This is a genomic window from Selenomonas timonae, from assembly GCF_014250475.1.
In the GTDB taxonomy this organism is placed as follows: Bacteria; Bacillota; Negativicutes; order Selenomonadales; family Selenomonadaceae; genus Centipeda; species Centipeda timonae.
This window is the reverse complement of the sequence record NZ_CP060204.1, coordinates 2,311,384-2,329,852: the sequence shown is the minus strand read 5'-3', so window position 1 is coordinate 2,329,852 and position 18,469 is coordinate 2,311,384. Positions and strand designations below refer to the sequence as shown.

The following is an 18,469-nucleotide window of genomic DNA, read 5'->3' as shown; positions in this document are numbered from 1 at the left end:
TGTGACGAAAAATATGAATAATGATTGACGCGTTCATCCCGTTTCATGTATAATGAATCAAAACTATTAAAAGAAAATATCTCACGGTTTTGTTGTGAGATTTGGTTTGGATACTGGGAGGAGCAAGAGTATAGTGGAGAGATATTGCCCGCAGGAGATTGAGGCGAAGTGGCAGAAGCACTGGGAGAGTGCGCACAGCTGCCATACGGAGATGGATGACACGAAGCCGAAATACTACGTGCTTGAGATGTTCCCCTATCCGTCGGGAAAACTCCACATGGGTCATGTCCGCAACTACTCGATTGGAGACGTGGTCGCGCGTTTTCGGACGATGGAGGGCTACAACGTCCTGCACCCGATGGGATTCGATTCCTTTGGCATGCCCGCAGAGAATGCGGCGATCCAGAACAAGGTGCACCCCGCGCAGTGGACGTATGCGAACATTGAGAACATGGAGCGCCAGCAGCGCGCATTGGGGCTTGCGTACGATTGGTCGCGCGAGGTCATCACCTGCCGCGAGGACTACTACCGCTGGACGCAGTGGCTCTTCGAGCTGTTCTACAAGAAGGGGCTGGCTTACAAGAAGGCGGCGTCCGTCAACTGGTGCGACACGTGCGGCACCGTGCTCGCGAACGAGCAGGTGGAGGACGGCAAATGCTGGCGCTGCAAGTCCGAGGTGCACAAGAAGAACCTCGCACAGTGGTTCTTCAAGATTACGGACTATGCCGACGAACTCCTTGCCGATCTTGCGAAGCTGCCGGGGTGGCCTGAGCGCGTCAAGACCATGCAAGAGAACTGGATCGGGCGCAGCGAGGGACTGGAATTCCGCCTGCCCGCACCCGCACTTGCGACGGAGATTCCCGTCTACACAACACGCCCTGACACCGTATTCGGCATCACATTCCTCGCACTCGCACCCGAGCATCCGCTCGTGGACAAGATCTGTGCGATCAGCGACAAGGCGGACGAGATCCGCGCGTTCTGCACGCGCGTGAAGAAGCAGTCCGATATCGAGCGTGCATCAAGCGAGTCGGAGAAGGAAGGAATTTTCACAGGTCTGTACTGCATGAACCCGTTCAACGGGGAGCAGGTCGAGATCTGGATCACGAACTACGTCCTCTTCGAGTACGGCACGGGCGCGGTCATGGCAGTGCCTTCCGAGGATCAGCGCGACTGGATGTTTGCGACGAAGTACGGCATCCGCAAGATCCTCACGATTCGTCCGCCCGAGGGTGAGCTGCGCCTTGAGAACATGACAGCGGCGTATGTTGAGAAGGAAGGTTTCCTGATCAACTCCGGCAAGTTCACGGGCTTGGAGATGCACGCGGCGATGGGGGCAATCATCGACGAGGCGGAGGCACAGGGCTTCGGCAAGCGCCGCGTCAACTACCGTCTGCGCGACTGGCTTATCTCGCGTCAGCGCTACTGGGGCGCGCCCATTCCCATCATCAACTGCGAGGCGTGCGGCGAGGTACTCGTTCCAGAGGAGGAACTGCCCGTACGCCTGCCCGAGGATGTGTCGTTCGAGCAGGGCACGGTGTCGCCGCTCTCATCGAGCGAGCACTTCCTCCACTGTAAATGCCCGAAGTGCGGCGGCAACGCGACGCGCGAGACGGACACGATGGACACCTTCATCTGCTCCTCGTGGTACTACTACCGCTACGCCGACCCGCACAATACGGAGCGTCCCTTTGATCGGGACAAGGTCAACTACTGGGCACCCGTCGATCAGTATATCGGCGGCATTGAGCATGCGATCCTGCATCTCCTCTATGCACGCTTCTTCACGAAGGTGTTGTGCGATGCAGGGATGCTCGACTTCGATGAGCCGTTTACGAACCTCCTCACGCAGGGCATGGTCATCAAGGACGGCGCAAAGATGTCGAAGTCGCTCGGCAACGTCGTCTCGCCCGAGGAGATCATCGAGAAGTACGGCGCGGATACGGCGCGACTCTTCATCCTCTTCGCCGCTCCTGTGGAGCGTGATCTGGACTGGAGCGATCAGGGCGTCGAGGGAGCTTTCCGCTTCCTGAACCGTGTCTGGCGCATCCTCCTGCAGTTCGAGGAGGCGATCAAGGGCGCGCCGGAGTCCTATGACACGGCATCGCTTACCCCCGAGGAAATCGAGCTGCGCCGCGTCCTGCACACGACCATCAAGAAGGTCACAGAGGACGTGCGCGACCGCTTCATGTTCAATACGGCGATCTCCTCCATCATGGAGCTTGTCAATGCGTTCTACGCATTTCAGGATAAGGAGCTCAATCCCGCGCTTGTGCGTGAGACGGGGAGCGCACTTCTGCGCATGCTCGCGCCGTTTGCTCCGCATATCACAGAGGAACTCTGGGCACGCCTCTTTACGGGCAGTGTGCACGCTCAGAAATGGCCTGCCTACGATGAATCTGCACTCACGCAGGACGAGATCGAGGTGGTTCTGCAGATCAACGGCAAGGTGCGTGACCGCGTGAAGATTGCCGCCGATCTGGACAAGGCGGCGATGGAACAGCTTGTCACAGAGCTGCCGCGCGCGAAGGAACTCACGGCGGGCAAAGAGATCGTTAAGGTCATCTGCGTGCCCGGCAAGCTGGTCAATATTGTTGTCAAGGGATAAATAGGTATAACACCTCAGTTCAAGGAAGAAAAGGGAGAGATCAATCATCATGTTAAAAGCGTTTGCTGTTCGGAGCCTCCTGCCGGAAATGCTCATTGGGCGCACGGTCTACGAAGGCGAGACGGAGGTCGTTCTGGTTGAGGGCGGTACAGTTCTGGATCGTGCCACGATCAACCTGCTCAAGGAGAAGGGGATCGCGTCCGTCTATGTCGATGAGGACAGCATTCTCGCCGCCGTAGAGAAGGAAAAGGCGGCCAAGGCAGAGCCTGTTGAGGAGACTGTGACGCCTGAGCGGGACGCAAAGCTCGACGATAAATACGCCGAGGACTACCGCTATGTATACGGCGAGATGGAAAAGCTTTTCCAGGAGGCTGCCGTTACGGGGCGGCTCAACATGGATATCCTGCAGCCTGTCATGGCGAGCGGACGCCTGCGCGACCTTTACAAGGAGGGCGCAACGGCGGTCTCCATGATCTACACAATGAATCAGGATGGGGATTACAACATACACCACTGCGTACATCTCGCGATTCTCAGCGGACTGATGGCAAAGTGGATGGGGCTTGTGGGCATGGATCGTCAGAACCTTGTGCTTGCGGGACTCTTCCTCGACATCGGCAAGCAGTTCATAGAAAAGGATCTGCTCGAGAAGAAGGGGCGTCTCACGGAGGAGGAGTTCGACATCCTCAAGAACCACGTGGTTGACAGCTTCAAGCTTCTCGAGGGCAGCGATCTCTCCGGCCGCACGGATCTCATGAATGGAGTCATTCAGCATCACGAGCGCAATGACGGCTCCGGCTATCCGTCCGGACTCGAGGCGGATCAGATCTCAACGTTCGGCAAGGTGCTTGCTGTGCTCGACAGCTATGACGCGATGGCGTCCAGCCGCACCTATGCGGAGAAGCGCTCGCCGTTCGAGGTGTTCAAGATCCTCTATGCCGACGTTCTGGATGGGAAACTCGACTCCGAGTACGCCGTGCTCTTCATGCGCAAGCTCAACGCCGCGCTCAACGGCTGCTGGCTGCGCCTCTCGGACGGCACGGCAGGGCGCATTGTCTACATCGATGAGTCGCGTGTTACGGCAATGCCCGTTGTGCAGCTCACGGACGGCGGCTTCATCGACCTCAATACGGTGAAGGATCTCACCGTTGTCGAGATCATGACGGCAGCAGAGGTCAGCAAACTCTAATGCATCAATCAGGAAGCACCCTGCGGGGTGCTTTTTCATTCGCCGCTATTTCCATCGCACGATGAATGCGCTATAATACAGAGATGACTTTTCGAGAACAGCAGGGAGGGCAGCATATGGCGATGGTTCCAAAGCTCAATACGACAATATTCGAGGGGGAGATTCCGTTCAAGGTCGCCGCACCGTTCGAGCCGATGGGGGATCAGCCGCAGGCAATCGCCGATATTGCGGGCGGCATCGAGAATGGAATGGCAGCGCAGGTGCTGCTCGGTGCGACGGGCACGGGCAAGACCTACACGATGGCAAAGGTCATCGAGCAGGTGCAGCGGCCAACCCTCGTCATTGCACACAACAAGACGCTCGCGGCGCAGCTGGCGAGCGAGTTCAAGTCCTTCTTTCCCGACAACTACGTCGGCTATTTCGTCAGTTACTACGACTACTACCAGCCCGAGGCATACATCGCGCAGACAGACACCTACATCGAGAAGGACGCGTCCATCAACGACGAGATCGACGAACTGCGCCACTCCGCGACCTGTTCGCTGTTCGAGCGGCGCGATGTCATCATCGTTGCGAGCGTGTCGTGCATCTACGGCCTCGGCTCGCCGGAGAGCTATCACGAGATGGTGCTCTCCGTGCACAAGGGGCAGACGATCCCACGCGAGGCGATCCTGCAAAAACTCGTCTCCATTCGCTACGAGCGCAACGACATTGCCTTTGAGCGCGGGCGCTTCCGCGTGCGCGGCGATGTCGTGGAAATCTTCCCTGCGGGCTACAACAACCGCGGCGTGCGCATCGAGATGTTTGGCGACGAGGTGGAGCGCATCATCGAGTTCGATGTCATGACGGGCGATGTCTACGGCGAGCGCCTGCACTCGATGGTCTTTCCCGCATCCCACTACGTCACCGAGGACGAGGATATGAAAATCGCGATGGCAGACATCCGCACGGAGCTTGCGGAGCGTCTGGACGAGCTCAAGGGCGCGGGCAAACTCCTCGAAGCGCAGCGGCTCGAACAACGCACGAACTACGACCTTGAGATGATCGAAGAGATGGGCTACTGCTCGGGTATCGAGAACTACTCGCGCCATCTGACGCATAGGAAAGCAGGGGATACGCCGTATACACTGCTCGACTACTTCCCCGAGGACTTCCTCATCATGATCGACGAGTCGCACGTTACCCTGCCGCAGATTCACGCGATGTACGGCGGCGACCGCAGCCGCAAGATCTCGCTCGTGGACAATGGTTTCCGCCTGCCGTCCGCATTTGACAACCGCCCGCTGACGTTCGAGGAGTTCGCCGCGCGCGTCAACCAGATCGTCTACGTCTCGGCGACTCCCGGCAAGTACGAAATGCAGCAGGCGCAGCAGGTTGCACAGCAGATCATACGCCCGACGGGGCTGCTCGACCCCGTGGTCGAGGTGCGCCCGCTCGACGGGCAGATCGACGACCTTCTCTCGGAGATTCGCCTGCGCATCGAGCGTAACGAGCGCGTCCTCGTCACGACGCTCACAAAGCGCATGGCGGAGAACCTCACCGAGTACCTGCGCGAAGCGGGGGTCAAGGTGCGCTACCTCCACTCGGACATCGCGACCATCGAGCGCGCGGAGATCATCCACGACCTGCGCGCGGGCGAGTTCGACGTGCTCGTCGGCATCAACCTCTTGCGTGAGGGGCTGGATATGCCCGAAGTCTCGCTCATCGCCATCCTCGACGCGGACAAGGAGGGCTTTCTGCGCTCCGATACGGCACTCATCCAAACCATCGGACGCGCCGCACGCAACGCGCGCGGGCACGTCATCATGTACGGCGATGTCGTCACGGGCTCCATGCAGCGCGCCATCGACGAGACGGAGCGCCGCCGCGCGATACAGAACGAATACAACGAGGCACACGGCATCACGCCGAAGACGATCGAGAAGCCCATCGTGCCGCTGATCGAGATGACACTTGTCGCCGCCGAGGAGAAATCGCCGTACGGCAAGAAAGACGGCAAGGCGAAGAAGAAGCTCGGCAAGAAGGAGCGCGAGAACCTTGTCAAGAGCCTCCTGCGTGAGATGCAGCAGGCATCGCGCGCCCTCGAATTCGAGCGCGCAGCAGAACTGCGCGATATGATTGTGGAACTCGAAGGCGAACTGCCGAAGAAGAAAAATAGGAAAAATAGGGGAAAATGAACGAAAGCATCAAAATCGAAGGGGCGCGTGCCCACAATCTGAAGAATATCAACGTGGAGATTCCGCGCGACAAGCTGGTCGTGGTAACGGGGCTGTCCGGCTCGGGCAAGTCCTCGCTCGCCTTTGACACGATCTACGCCGAGGGGCAGCGCCGCTATGTCGAGTCGCTGTCGGCGTACGCGCGGCAGTTCCTCGGGCAGATGGACAAGCCCGACGTGGACAACATCGAGGGACTGTCGCCTGCGATCTCCATCGACCAGAAGACGACGAGCCACAATCCACGCTCGACGGTGGGCACGGTGACGGAGGTCTATGACTATCTGCGCCTCCTCTACGCGCGCGCGGGGCGCCCGCATTGCCCGAGCTGTGGCAAGCCCATCGCGCAGCAGAGCGTCGATCAGATGGTGGATGCCATCATGACGCAGCCCGAGGGAACGAAGCTCCTCATCATGGCGCAGCTTGTGCGCGGGAAAAAGGGCGAGCACCGCAAGATCCTCGACCAGATCCGCCGCGATGGCTATGTGCGCGTGCGCATCGACGGGGAACTGCGTGACCTCGGTGAGGAGATTGCTCTCGAGAAGCAGAAGAAGCATACGATAGAGATCGTTGTAGATCGCCTCGTTGTGCGCGCAGGCATGGAGAGCCGCCTTACGGACTCTCTCGAGACGGCGCTGCGTGCGGGCGGCGGCGTGGTCTACGTGCAGGTGGTGGACGGGGAGCTGCTCATGTTCAGCGAAAATTTTGCCTGTGTGGACTGCGGCATCTCGCTCCCCGAGATTGCGCCGCGTATGTTTTCATTTAACAGCCCGTTCGGCGCGTGTCCCGTCTGTACGGGACTCGGCAGTCACAAGGAGTTTGACCCCGATCTCGTCGTGCCCGACCCGACGCTCAGCGTGGCGGACGGTGTCTTTGCGCCGCTCTCGAAGAATCCAAACTCCTACGGCATGCGCGCAATCACGGCACTCCTCCGTGCACATGACTATGACGAGCACACGCAGTGGAACCGCATGGACAAGAAGACGCAGCAGATGCTCCTCCACGGCTCGGAGGAGTATGTCTCCTTCCAATATACGAATATGTTTGGCGAGGAAAAGGAGTACAACGTGCCCTATGAGGGCGTGCTGCCCGCGCTTGCGCGCCGTTATCGCGAGACGGACTCCGAGGAGATGCGCGAGAGCTACGAGGACTATATGACGGATACGCCCTGTACGGCGTGTCACGGGGCGCGTCTCAAGCCCGAGACACTTGCCGTCACCGTCGGCGGCAAGAACATTGCCGAGCTCACGGCGCTCACGATCCGAGAGGCGGACGCATTCCTTGCGGAGGCGGAGAAGGACTTTTCCCCGCGTGAAGCGAAGATCGCCGTGGAGATCCTCAAGGAGATTCACGCGCGTCTCAATTTTCTCCTCGACGTGGGGCTGGACTACCTCACGCTCTCGCGCGCAGCGGGCACGCTCTCGGGCGGCGAGGCACAGCGCATCCGCCTCGCAACGCAGATCGGCTCGGGGCTGATGGGCGTGCTCTACATCCTCGACGAGCCGAGCATCGGCCTGCATCAGCGCGACAACAACCGCCTGCTTGCAACCCTGCGCCACCTGCGCGACCTCGGCAATACGCTCATTGTCGTGGAGCATGACGAGGACACAATGCACGCCGCCGACCACATCATCGACATCGGACCCGGCGCGGGCGAGCACGGCGGCGAGGTGGTCGCCGAGGGAACGGCGGAGGAGATTATGGCAAACCCCGCCTCCATCACGGGACAGTATCTCGCACGCAGGAAGTTCATCCCCGTGCCCGCCGAGCGGCGCAAGGGAAATGGAAACGCGCTCGAGATTGTGGGCGCGGCAGAGAACAATCTCAAGAACATCAACGTGAAATTCCCGCTCGGGACGCTGACCCTCGTCACGGGCGTCTCCGGCTCGGGGAAATCCACACTCGTCAACGAGATTCTCTATCGCGGCGTCGCCTCGCGTCTCTACCGCGCGAAGGGAAAGCCCGGCAAGCACAAGAAAATCAAGGGGCTCGAGCATATCGACAAGGTGATCAACATCGATCAGCAGCCGATTGGACGCACGCCGCGCTCGAATCCCGCGACCTATACGGGTGTGTTCGACGCGATTCGCGACCTCTTTAGTCAGGTCTTGGAGTCGCGTATGCGCGGCTACAAGGCGGGGCGGTTCAGCTTCAACGTGAAGGGCGGGCGCTGCGAGGCGTGCCGTGGGGACGGCATCCTCAAGATCGAGATGCAGTTCCTCCCTGACGTCTATGTCCCCTGCGAGGTGTGCAAGGGAGCGCGATACAACCGCGAGACCCTCGAGGTGCACTACAAGGGCAAGACCATCGCCGAGGTGCTTGACATGATGATCGAGGAGGCCGTGACCTTCTTTCAGAATGTGCCGCGCATCGCGCGCAAGCTCGAGGTTATCCGCGACGTGGGGCTGGGCTACATCCGTCTCGGACAGCCCGCGACGACGCTCTCGGGCGGCGAAGCGCAGCGTGTCAAGCTCGCGACGGAGCTGTCGAAGCGCAGCACGGGCAAGACGCTCTACATCCTCGACGAGCCAACGACGGGACTCCATGCGGCGGACATCCACAAGCTGCTCGTCATCCTCCAACGGCTCGTGGACGGCGGCGATACCGTCGTCGTCATCGAGCACAACCTCGATGTCATCAAGGCTGCGGACTACGTGATCGACCTCGGACCTGAGGGCGGTGTGCGCGGCGGAACGATTGTCGCGCAGGGAACGCCCGAGCAGATCGTTGAAGTGCCTGAGTCTTATACAGGACAATTTTTGAAGCCGCTGCTTGAAGAAAAGCATCCCCTTTGAGCCTCCCCCGTGCGCCACGGGGGAGGGGGACCATGCGGAGCATGGTGGAAGGGGCGCCCAATCCATAAACGAACTGAAAAAGAAGGTAATGTAATGCTGATTTTAGGGCAGATGATCGTATTCTTTCTGATGATCTTTGCGGGGGCGCTCGCGCGCCGTTACAACATCATCATTCCAAACAATCAGGAGCAGTTTTCCTCCCTGATTGTCAACATCGCGTGCCCGTGCCTCATCATCTCGGCAGCGATGCGCGCGGAGGAGCACATGGGGCTCGCGCAGGTCATCGAGACCTATACCGCCTATGCGGCGCTGCTTGCAATGATGTGCATCGTTGGCTTCCTGCTGCCGCTCCTGTTGCGCTTTCGCGGGCGTCTGCGCGGGGCAGTGAACCTCTCGTTCTGGTTCAACAACTCGCTCTTCATGGGGCTGCCGCTCGTGCAGGGGGTGTACGGCGATCAGGCGGTCGTCTACATGACGCTCTTTTTCATTCCCGTCAATTTACTCTTCTTCGTCTACGGCGTCTCCTCCATCAGCATCCACAAGCGGCGTGGCTTCGAGATGTTCCGCATGCTCCTGAATCCAGGCATCATCGCCTCACTCATTGCGTGCGTGATCTACTTCGGTGAGATTCCGACGAATCCGTTGCTCTCGCAGGCTTTCGCAATGATCGGGGCGATGACCGCACCTCTGGCGATGATGATGATCGGCGCATCGCTTAAGGACATCCATATGCGCCATATGCTGACGGATCACAAGCTCCTGCTCTATACATTCTTGAAAGCAGTCGTCCTGCCGATTCCGATTCTCTTTGCGATGAAGGCGTTTGTCACGAATCCCTACATCCTCGGATGCAGCCTCGTCATCGTCGCCGCACCGACGGGCGGCATGGTTGCAATGGTCGCGCTCCTCTACAACAAGGTCGCCTATCCGCTGATGACGGAGATTATCGCGCTTTCGACACTGATCTCTGTGGCGACAATTCCGCTTGTGTCTATGATTACGGGGCTGTGATTTGCTACAAAGGAGGCATATTTGCTCACCGCGTTGACAATTTTCATGCTCGTCGTGCTCGCCTGTCTTGGACTGTCTGTCTTCTTCCTGCGCTATCTCGCTGAGGGTAAAATGCTCCTGACGGCGCGCATTGGGATTGTTGTTTTTGAAATTGCGGCGGTTGGCGGGCTGTTCTATCTGTTCAGCACGCACCGCACGGACGGTTGGGCGGGACTTCTGACGCTGCCGATCATCCTCTTTCTCGTTGGTCAGCTGATTGTCCTAGCCTTTGTCGTGCTTGCCGTCCTCCTGCGTTTCATCTGGCGCAGAATACGCGGCGTTCCGTATTCTGCGGAGCGGCGGCGCGTGCTGAAAAATGCAGCGCTCTATCCTGCGGCGGGCTTTCTTCTCAGCAGCTACGGTGCATTCATTGAACGGCATCAAACGGTGCGGCGCGACTATGTGATTCCCGTCAAAAATCTTCCGTCCGAGGCGGACGGCATGGTGATCGCGCAGATCAGCGACGTGCATCTCGGGACGTACTTCTCCGTGGAGGAGTTCGACGCGCTGCTTGCGGAGGTTGCGCGCGGCGGTGCCGATCTCCTCGCCGTGACGGGGGATGTCTTCGACGACGAGCCGCTGAACGAGGCGGCGGCTGAGGTGCTTGCCGCGCACGCGGGCGACTGGCGCGACGGCATCTGGTACTGCATCGGCAACCACGAATACTATCGGAATGCGCGCCCGCTCGTCGACCGCATGCAGCGCGAGGGACGTGTGTACGTCGTTCGGAACAGTGCGGCGCAGGTTACGGGACGCGGCACGCTCTGGATTGCGGGGACGGATTATCCGTTTGCGCGCGGCGAGGCGTTCTATCCCGAGAAAGAGGCGTACTTTGCGGCGGCGATGCAGAATGTGCCTGCAGATGCGGTGACGGTCTTGCTCGCGCATCATCCCGAGTTCATCGACGATGCGGCGGCGCATGGCGGCGTGCCGCTGACGCTGACGGGGCACACGCACGGGAGTCAGTTCGGCATCCTCGGACAGCCGCTCTTTCCCGTGTTCAAGTACACGCGCGGCATGGTGCGCATTGGTGAGAATTACGGCTACGTCCATACAGGCAATGGGAGCTGGTTTCCGCTGCGGATCGGCTGTCCGCCGGAGATTGCATATTTTAGATTGGAGAGAGTAGAACGATGAGCTGGATGGATGACTACACGGCGATTCGCGAGGACATTCACACAGGGTATATCTATGAGGCGATTGAGGCGATCCTCTATCTGCGCGCGCACGAGGAGATCCCCGCCGATGAGCAGTGGCGTTTCTCCGAGATGATGGGCGCGTGCTGCGGTGCACTCGCCGATACGGAGGGCGCAATTGCCGCGTATTTCGAGGCAGCGACGGAGGACAAATATCTGCGCAGCCAGCGCTCGCATTTCTCCAACTATCTCTATCTCTGTCATGCCGTCCCGAATCTGACGCCGAAGGAGCTCAAGGCGCAGTTTGATATGTACGCGACGCTCTATCGTCACGAGGAGCCGCTTCCGCTGCGTGCGGACGTTCATCATGCACGTCTGCGCATCGGCTTTATCGCGCAGCACTTCCTCGCCTCTTCGTCCTCCCTCTTCTACGAAGGGCTGATGCGCGGGCTGACGGAGAAATTCGATGTCTACGCGTACGCGCTCGACGACCGTGTGGATGATTTTACGGAGGAACTGTGCGGCGCATTGAACTATCGCGAGCTCGCCAATCGCTCCATCGAGGAACAGGCGGAGGCAATCCGCGCGGATGAGATCGACGTGCTCTTCGACCTCGGCGGACACACGGACGGCGGCATGACCCTCATGGTGCTCGCACGCCGCCCTGCGCCCGTGCAAATCTCGGGGATTGGTTGGTTTGCGACAACAGGCGTGCCGTTCGTCGACGGCTTCCTGACGGATGCGGTGCTGTCCCCTGCGGGCGCGGAGGAGTTCTACAGCGAGCAGCTTCTGCGTCTGCCGCACGCATTCTGCTTCACGCCAGATGTGGCGATGCGTGCAAGCACGGTGGCAGAGCGTCCCGCAGATGCGCCCGTGATGTTCGGTGTCATGCAGAACTTCATGAAGAGCAATGAGGAGTCGCTGAAACTCTGGGGACGCATTCTGAAAAAGCTGCCGAAGTCGCAGCTCGTCCTCCAGGATGCCGCCGTGGACAGCCCGCTGCGTGTGACGACAATCCTCGAGATGATCGAGGGGCTGAAGCTGCCCGCAAAGCGCATCTTCGTCCGCACGGGAAAGCGCGACTATCTCGGGGACTACGGGGACATCGACATCGCGCTCGACACCTTCCCGTATGCGGGGGGCGCGTCGACGGCAACGGCGCTCTACATGGGCGTGCCCGTCGTCACCATGCGCGGGGAAACGCACGCAGCACGCCTCGGCGCGTCCATGCTCACGGCGGCGGGGCATGCGGAGTGGATTGCGGACGATGCGCGCACGTATGAGAATCTTGCCGTGCGGATGGCAGAGGATATTGCTGCCGTGCGTGCAAGCCGTACAGCACTGCGTGGAGAGGCGGAGAAGTCTGCATTGATGGATGGGGCATCCTACCTCAGTGCAGTTACGGACGCGATCGAACGCATCTGGGCAGAGCGCGGGGACTTTTCGCGGTGAGGACGGAGCTGCTTGAACTCCTTGCACCGAGTGCGGAACGCCTTTGCATCCTTGTCGTCGACGGCTCGGAGCACCTTGCGCGGCTGCGGGAGATGTACCCGTACGCCGAGATGCACGCCGTTACGCCATACGAGGAGATTGCGGAGAATGAGATTGTTGCCGCGCTCGGCGTGCACTGGCACATCTTCGACTGGCGGCGCGACACGTTACCGTTTGCGGAGGAGACGTTTGACCGTATCATTTCGGCGTTTGCGATTGAGTGCGCCTATGAGCCGTATGACGCGCTCATGGCTCTGAACCGTGCGCTCAAAGAAACGGGAACCCTCTACACCTGCTACACCAACATCCGCTATCATCGCGTGCTTGCGGCTCTGCGTGACGGCGAGTTCCGCGTGCGCGGCGACCGTCACCTGTACGCAAAGCCCGAGATTGTGCGTCTCCTCAATGATACGCTCTACAAGGAAATCCACTTCTTTGCGGGGGAGCGCGACGACGATCCGTCGGCGGGGGAGGCATGGGCTGTGGAAGGCTTTCAAAACTTCAGCGACGACCTCATAACGCGCACGTGGCTCATACAGGCATCGCGCAGTACGGCGGCTGCGGCGAACCTCAAGCTGTTCTTCTCGCAGGAGTCGCGCCGCATGATGGCACGTCTCCTGCATCGCATCGAGTATGATATTGCGGCAGAGCATGCTGTGACGGAGCTGCGCGAACTCTGTATGCGCGAGGGAATCTTTTACGACTATCTTTCGGATTTCGTTGCAGAGGTCTGTGTGCATGAAGAACGTGTACGGTCACTGCTCACAGGAGTGCTTGCTGACATATAAAAAGTAAACCATAACTAAATATTTAGTTGACGGAATAAAAAACCTGCCTTATAATAGATGACATAAACATAATCTATGACAAGGCAGGTATTTTTTTATGCGCGTAAATCGTGTCAACGAACTGACGAAGAAGGTCATCGCGGGGTATCGTGTCAGCCGTGCAGACGACCGCTCCATCTTTATGGATACGCCCGTTGAGGAGCTTGGCGAGGGAGCATACCGCCTCCAAAAGCATTTTTGCGGGAACCACATCGACCTGTGTACGATCGTCAACGGACGCAGCGGCCGCTGCGGAGAGGACTGCAAGTACTGCGCACAGGCAGGGCGACATAAGACGGGCGTTGACACCTATGGCTTTATGGCACAGACGGATCTGATTGCGCATGCAAAGGCGAATCAGGACGCGGGTGCGAACCGTTTCTCCATCGTTACGTCGGGCGGGGCGCTCTCGGGGACGGAGTTTGAGCAGGCACTGGATGCCTACAAGGAGATGCGCCGCACGCTTTCCATCGACCTCTGTGCCTCGCACGGGCTGCTCACGCGCAGTCAGTTCCGTCGCCTGCGCGAGGCAGGTGTGACGAGCTATCATCACAACATCGAGACCTCGGAGCGCTACTTCCCCGAGATCTGCACGACGCACAGCTACGCCGACCGCATTCGCACGATCAAGGCGGCACAGGCGGAGGGGCTCTGCGTCTGCTCAGGCGGTATCATCGGCATGGGGGAGACGTGGGAGGATCGCTTCGACATGGCATTCGCACTGCAGGAGCTCGGCATCGAGTCCATCCCGCTGAACTCGCTCATGGCAATTCCGGGCACGCCGCTCGAACATCTCGCGCCTCTCTCGGGCGAGGATATTCTCAGAACGATTGCGATTTTCCGCTTCATCAATCCAACGGCGAACATCCGCCTTGGCGCAGGGCGCAAGCTCCTTCCCGAGAACGGAGCGACGGCGTTTCGCGCGGGTGCGTCCGCATCCATCACGGGCAATATGCTCACGACATCGGGGACAACCATCGCCGAGGATATGGAACTCATCCAAGAGATGGGCTTCACAAACCGTGACGAAGACTGCAGCGTCTCGACGGGGACGTGCGGCGCACGATGACATTGATTCCTACAACATTTACATAAAAAGCAGAGCTGCTGTACGAAATGGTACGGCAGCTCTGCTTTTGTGTTGGGGAAAGATATTTGAATGGAGGGGGCAGGTTACAGATACTCCTCGAATTGTTCCATATCCAAAATCCGTATACTGCGCCCCGTCGCCTCGATGATACCCTCGCGCTGCATCGCGCTCAGCTCGCGCGAGAGGGAAGGGCGGCTGACAGCGAGATAGGCGGCAATGAACTCACGGCTTACCTTAAGTGCAATCTGCCCTTTTTCGTCAATATGAGGGAAGAGGTAGCGGACAATCTTCTCACGCAGCGTGCCGCTCGCGAGAATTTTCAGCTTTGTGTGCATTGCATACGCCTTGCCCGCAAAGATCTTCATGAGGTTGCGCTGCACGATCAGTGCAGAGCGGCGTGGTGTCTCGCCGACATCGAGCGTGAAGAGGTGGCTTGATACCTCGAGCAGCTTTACCTTTGTCACAGCACGCACGTACATATCGTATGGGCGTTTCAGCACCTCGTAGACCTCGCCGAACATATCGCCGGGGCGGTCGATCTCCGAGATGAAGATCTGCCGTCCTGAGTACGTGTCCTTGAGGATGTGCACCTCGCCCTCGAGCAGAATGTAAAGCGAGTGAGGGAGATCCCCGTCGTGGAAAATGACTGCGCCCTTCGGGTAGGAGCGCAGCGCCACGTCACTGGAGGCAAGCAGCTCCGCTACATCCTCCTCGTTCATACCCTGCGCGAGACTGGTCTCGGCGAGAATTTGGGCAGCGTTTTCTTTGCTCATGGCATACTCCTGCATATATACGAAAAAACCGCCCACATAGGACGGCATCAGATACATACATGGTGCTCACTGAGGGATTCGAACCCCCGACCCCCTCCATGTGACGGAGATGCTCTACCAACTGAGCTAAGTGAGCCTGAGATAAAAAAATCCGCACACATGCGGATGAGAAAACAAATGGTGGGGTTAACAAGATTCGAACTTGTGACCTCCTCGATGTCAACGAGACACTCTAACCAACTGAGCTATAACCCCATTTTTCGCCGTTCATGTCCAAACGACAAGATGGATTATAACAGATGAACAAGCACTCTGTCAACCCGTATTTTCTAAATTATACAGCAGTGAATCAACACCTAAATTGCAATATCAAATCGGACAGTCGAGCATAACAGAATCAAAATTTATGGACGAAGATTTTTTAGCGCGGCATCGAAGCGCTCTTGTGGCGTTTCATAACCTAGAATCTTGCGTGGCAGCGTATTGATCCAATCCTCTACGTGCTGCACTTCTTCCTCGCTCAAGTTCGTCATATCCATGCCCTTCGGAATGAAATACCGAACGAGTGCATTCTGCTTCTCGTTCGTTCCACGTTCCCAAGGGGCGTAAGGATGAGCATAGTACACCTTCACCTCCGGAACAGCTTCTTGCAGACGAGCAAACTCGCTCCCATTGTCGCAGGTGATCGTACGAAATACCTGTGAAAATTGTGCCCCATAGAGCTCTCTTAGTTTGGCAAGCCCTTCGGCAACCGCCTCTGCGGTCTTTGCACGAATCTTTATAAGATGTCTTTTTCGCTTCTTACGTTCATCTGCGGCAAGTAGAACAGGATCCGTTCCCTTTTTTCCGACGATGGTGTCAAGTTCCCAATTTCCAAAGGATCAGGAGAGTGTTTGTCTTTGAGAATGGCATTTTCTACATACCGGATGAAGTCGTGTGCTGCGTTAAATTTGGACGGTTTTCCGGAGTTCTCACGATTGCGCTCATAGCGAATTTGACCGGACTGTGCAAAATACTGCTCGTAGTACGTCCAATCGGAACGCTTCTGCGTTACCGTGCCGCGCTTTATTTCCTCGTACAAAGTGGAGCGGGCGATGCCAAGGTCTTTGGCGATTTTCACCTTGGGAACACCAAGACGCAGCATCGCCTCGATCTGCCCGCGCTGATAGGCGTTTAAGTGTTTGAATGTGCGGCGTTTTGTGGTAGAATGTGCGTGGGACATACAGAACCTCCTGGTGGTGTTTGTGCAAAGATATTTTACCAGATTGATTCTGTATGTTCTACTTTTTTATGTGTCCGATTTCATTTTACAATGAACCTATGATTAACAGTATGGAATACGATTACCAATAGTAATTCTATGTAAAAGACAGTGATTTCGATTAAAATCCCTTGACGTTTTGTTTATTCTATGATAATCTACGGAAAGATTTTGGGAATTAAATCACAATTGAATACTTTGCCGATCGGGTGTGCATCGCACTTTATAGAGAAGCAGGTGAAAGACCTGCGCTGTCCCGCAGCTGTAATGCAGAGTCAACTCCAATACGTCACTGGGAAACTGGGAAGGCGGAGAAGACGAGGAAGCAGAGCCAGAAGAACTGCCCGATTGGAACGCTGTATCGTCCCTGCGAGAGACAGGAAGGCGCGATTATTTTTATGTGTTTCGTGTGCCTTTTTGCTGTGGGGAGCAAGAAGGCTTTTTGTTTGCTTTTTAATGCAGCAAATGTATCACGCTGTATTTTGCTTTATCGCTAAGACTGGATAAAGCAATGGGAAATATGGGACAGGGAAATACTGTCCGATTAACAGGGAGGTAAAATTTTTATGAAAAAAAGGAATCTTACTCTGTCGATTCTGGCCGCGCTTGTCAGTGCAGGTATGGGTCAGAACTTTGCGTATGCAGGACACGATGAGAATCTCCAGCACTATACGATTGACAATATCGTCGTAGAGGCGGAGCAGACGGTCAACCAGTTCAATGATATTGTCAAGAACAGTTGACAAATTTCTCACAAGGGAATGAACGCTTAAGTAGCTGCGGCAATAGAGTCATAGAACTGACGCCGCTTCACCATCGGAGGAAGCCCCCCGTTTGTTGAACAAATCCGACGGTTGTTCCAATAGCTCATGAAGTATCGCCAAACCAGTACCTTCAACTCTTCGATTGTCATCTTCTTTGTGTCATAGCGTCCATAGAGCAGCTCGGACTTCATGCGCGCCCACATACTCTCACAGCGCGCATTGTCATGACAGCGTCCACCGGCACTGTTCATGCTTTGACGAATCCCATAGGTATGAATTGCCTCCCGATACAGCTGACTCGTATACTGGCTGCCGCGATCCGAGTGCAGGATTGCTCCCCTGAGCTTTGGGTAGGAGAGCATAGCGTTATCCAGCATCCTTACGCATAGAGAAGCCTTCATGTTCGTGTCCATAGACAGTCCGAGCACGCTGGCATCATAACAGTCAAAGAGTGCTGAAATGTAGAGTTTTCCGTCATACGCCGGAATCTTTGTCATGTCAGTGACACACTTGGAAAGAGGTGTGTCGGCAGTAAAATCGCGCCCCATGAGATCCTCTGACATCTGTGCCTTATGATCTGTTTTGGTGATACCGTTCGGTCTATGATTGGGGCGATGACTTAAGCCAATCTCTTCCATAACACGGTAAACAGTTCGTTCACTCGGAATACGGACGCCTTCCGGCTGTTTGATCTTGAGTGCCTGATACATGCGGATTCTTCCGTAGGTGTCGTTGCATTCGTCCTCTGCATGAATCTGCATCATGGCGTCGGCAAGTTCCTGATATTTCCATGGGCGGTCTTTGCTCGTCAAATACTGATAAAATCCCTGTCTCGTGACATGGAGCATCTTGCAGCAGAAGCTGATATTTCCTTTGAGGGCGCCATCTGAGGTCTTGAACGCAATCAACTTCATGCGTTCGTTTTTGTTGACTTCAGACGGCTCGCGGCGAAAAAAGCGCTTGCTTCCTCCAGAAAGTCATTCTCTTTCTTTAGCCGTCGAATTTCCTTCTCCTGTGCTTTGAGTTGTGCACGAAGCTGTACGAGTTCCTCGTGCAGACTTAGGGCACTCTGCGGTGTTTGCGTGCCACACCCAAGATCCAAATATCCAAGCCGATGAGCACGCATCCATGTATACATTGTGTTCTTGGAAATTCCCAGCTCTTTGGCGGCTTTCGCCTGACCGATTTCCTGCGCCAGCTTGATTGCCTGCACCTTAAATTCGTGATCGTATTGTCTGTTTGTTGCCATTTTGATCTCTCCTTCTCCTCTTT

The 18,469-nt window shown here is 57.1% G+C and carries 13 protein-coding genes, 2 tRNA genes, 1 pseudogene and 1 riboswitch; of the genes and pseudogenes, 10 read left to right on the top strand and 6 right to left on the bottom strand.

Going from position 1 to position 18,469, the window contains the following annotated elements; genetic code table 11:
* Positions 1 to 133 precede the first annotated feature (133 nt).
* The 9 genes from leuS to bioB all read left to right on the top strand — a co-directional run bounded on the left by leuS (position 134) and on the right by bioB (position 14,378).
* A complete protein-coding gene (gene leuS, locus H1B31_RS11200) occupies positions 134 to 2,608 on the top strand; it encodes a leucine--tRNA ligase (protein WP_185980377.1) in 2,475 nt (824 codons plus the stop codon).
* A gap of 49 nt (positions 2,609 to 2,657) precedes the next feature.
* Complete coding sequence (locus H1B31_RS11195; RefSeq protein WP_185980376.1) at positions 2,658 to 3,797, top strand: HD-GYP domain-containing protein; 1,140 nt, start codon at positions 2,658 to 2,660, stop codon at positions 3,795 to 3,797.
* Between the two features lie 116 nt (positions 3,798 to 3,913).
* Positions 3,914 to 5,974, top strand: coding sequence for an excinuclease ABC subunit UvrB (uvrB, locus tag H1B31_RS11190; protein WP_185980375.1), 2,061 nt, complete (start codon positions 3,914 to 3,916; stop codon positions 5,972 to 5,974).
* Positions 5,971 to 8,805: an excinuclease ABC subunit UvrA gene (uvrA, locus tag H1B31_RS11185; RefSeq protein WP_185980374.1), complete on the top strand. Its 2,835-nt coding sequence runs from the start codon at positions 5,971 to 5,973 to the stop codon at positions 8,803 to 8,805. Before uvrB ends, uvrA begins: the two co-directional genes overlap by 4 nt.
* A 93-nt stretch (positions 8,806 to 8,898) precedes the next feature.
* On the top strand, positions 8,899 to 9,816 hold the full coding sequence (locus tag H1B31_RS11180; protein WP_009441924.1) for an AEC family transporter: 918 nt from the start codon (positions 8,899 to 8,901) through the stop codon (positions 9,814 to 9,816).
* A 45-nt stretch (positions 9,817 to 9,861) separates the two neighbouring features.
* Positions 9,862 to 10,992, top strand: a complete 1,131-nt coding sequence (locus tag H1B31_RS11175) for a metallophosphoesterase (protein ID WP_185981297.1) — start codon at positions 9,862 to 9,864, stop codon at positions 10,990 to 10,992.
* Complete coding sequence (locus H1B31_RS11170) at positions 10,989 to 12,443, top strand: O-linked N-acetylglucosamine transferase, SPINDLY family protein (protein WP_185980373.1); 1,455 nt, start codon at positions 10,989 to 10,991, stop codon at positions 12,441 to 12,443. The genes H1B31_RS11175 and H1B31_RS11170 overlap by 4 nt, the downstream gene beginning before the upstream one ends.
* Entirely contained in the window at positions 12,440 to 13,270 is an 831-nt protein-coding gene (locus H1B31_RS11165; RefSeq protein ID WP_185980372.1) for a methyltransferase domain-containing protein, read from the top strand. Before H1B31_RS11170 ends, H1B31_RS11165 begins: the two co-directional genes overlap by 4 nt.
* A gap of 97 nt (positions 13,271 to 13,367) precedes the next feature.
* Entirely contained in the window at positions 13,368 to 14,378 is a 1,011-nt protein-coding gene (gene bioB / locus H1B31_RS11160; RefSeq protein ID WP_009441920.1) for a biotin synthase BioB, read from the top strand.
* Between the two features lie 104 nt (positions 14,379 to 14,482).
* On the opposite strand, the gene H1B31_RS11155 is transcribed toward bioB, so the two are convergent.
* From H1B31_RS11155 to H1B31_RS11590, 4 genes and pseudogenes are all read right to left on the bottom strand, one after another.
* Positions 14,483 to 15,172: a Crp/Fnr family transcriptional regulator gene (locus tag H1B31_RS11155; RefSeq protein ID WP_037347144.1), complete on the bottom strand. Its 690-nt coding sequence runs from the start codon at positions 15,170 to 15,172 to the stop codon at positions 14,483 to 14,485.
* 60 nt (positions 15,173 to 15,232) lie between these two features.
* Positions 15,233 to 15,308 (bottom strand) — tRNA-Val (locus H1B31_RS11150).
* A 42-nt stretch (positions 15,309 to 15,350) separates the two neighbouring features.
* Positions 15,351 to 15,427, bottom strand: a tRNA-Val gene (locus H1B31_RS11145).
* A gap of 149 nt (positions 15,428 to 15,576) precedes the next feature.
* Positions 15,577 to 16,394: pseudogene (locus H1B31_RS11590) on the bottom strand (IS30 family transposase).
* A gap of 229 nt (positions 16,395 to 16,623) precedes the next feature.
* Positions 16,624 to 16,795: riboswitch (cobalamin riboswitch) on the top strand.
* A 204-nt stretch (positions 16,796 to 16,999) separates the two neighbouring features.
* Here H1B31_RS11590 and H1B31_RS11135 point away from each other — a divergent pair.
* Positions 17,000 to 17,176, top strand: a complete 177-nt coding sequence (locus tag H1B31_RS11135; protein WP_185980371.1) for a hypothetical protein — start codon at positions 17,000 to 17,002, stop codon at positions 17,174 to 17,176.
* Between the two features lie 26 nt (positions 17,177 to 17,202).
* Here H1B31_RS11135 and H1B31_RS11130 read toward each other — a convergent pair whose 3' ends face one another.
* Both H1B31_RS11130 and H1B31_RS11125 read right to left on the bottom strand, forming a co-directional pair.
* On the bottom strand, positions 17,203 to 18,111 hold the full coding sequence (locus H1B31_RS11130) for an IS3 family transposase (protein WP_006696189.1): 909 nt from the start codon (positions 18,109 to 18,111) through the stop codon (positions 17,203 to 17,205).
* Positions 18,108 to 18,446 (bottom strand): transposase, encoded by a 339-nt coding sequence (locus H1B31_RS11125; RefSeq protein WP_006696190.1) that lies wholly within the window; start codon positions 18,444 to 18,446, stop codon positions 18,108 to 18,110. The genes H1B31_RS11130 and H1B31_RS11125 overlap by 4 nt, the downstream gene beginning before the upstream one ends.
* Between the last annotated feature and the right edge of the window lie 23 nt (positions 18,447 to 18,469).

Excerpts from the sequence above, each read along its gene's own strand:
- H1B31_RS11125 (WP_006696190.1), bottom strand. The coding sequence starts at position 18,446 with ATGGCAACAAACAGACAATACGATCACGAATTTAAGGTGCAGGCAATC.
- uvrB (WP_185980375.1), top strand. The coding sequence starts at position 3,914 with ATGGCGATGGTTCCAAAGCTCAATACGACAATATTCGAGGGGGAGATT.
- uvrA (WP_185980374.1), top strand. The coding sequence starts at position 5,971 with ATGAACGAAAGCATCAAAATCGAAGGGGCGCGTGCCCACAATCTGAAG.
- H1B31_RS11195 (WP_185980376.1), top strand. The coding sequence starts at position 2,658 with ATGTTAAAAGCGTTTGCTGTTCGGAGCCTCCTGCCGGAAATGCTCATT.
- H1B31_RS11130 (WP_006696189.1), bottom strand. The coding sequence starts at position 18,111 with ATGAAGTTGATTGCGTTCAAGACCTCAGATGGCGCCCTCAAAGGAAAT.
- H1B31_RS11175 (WP_185981297.1), top strand. The coding sequence starts at position 9,862 with ATGCTCGTCGTGCTCGCCTGTCTTGGACTGTCTGTCTTCTTCCTGCGC.
- H1B31_RS11155 (WP_037347144.1), bottom strand. The coding sequence starts at position 15,172 with ATGAGCAAAGAAAACGCTGCCCAAATTCTCGCCGAGACCAGTCTCGCG.
- bioB (WP_009441920.1), top strand. The coding sequence starts at position 13,368 with ATGCGCGTAAATCGTGTCAACGAACTGACGAAGAAGGTCATCGCGGGG.
- H1B31_RS11170 (WP_185980373.1), top strand. The coding sequence starts at position 10,989 with ATGAGCTGGATGGATGACTACACGGCGATTCGCGAGGACATTCACACA.
- H1B31_RS11135 (WP_185980371.1), top strand. The coding sequence starts at position 17,000 with ATGAAAAAAAGGAATCTTACTCTGTCGATTCTGGCCGCGCTTGTCAGT.
- H1B31_RS11180 (WP_009441924.1), top strand. The coding sequence starts at position 8,899 with ATGCTGATTTTAGGGCAGATGATCGTATTCTTTCTGATGATCTTTGCG.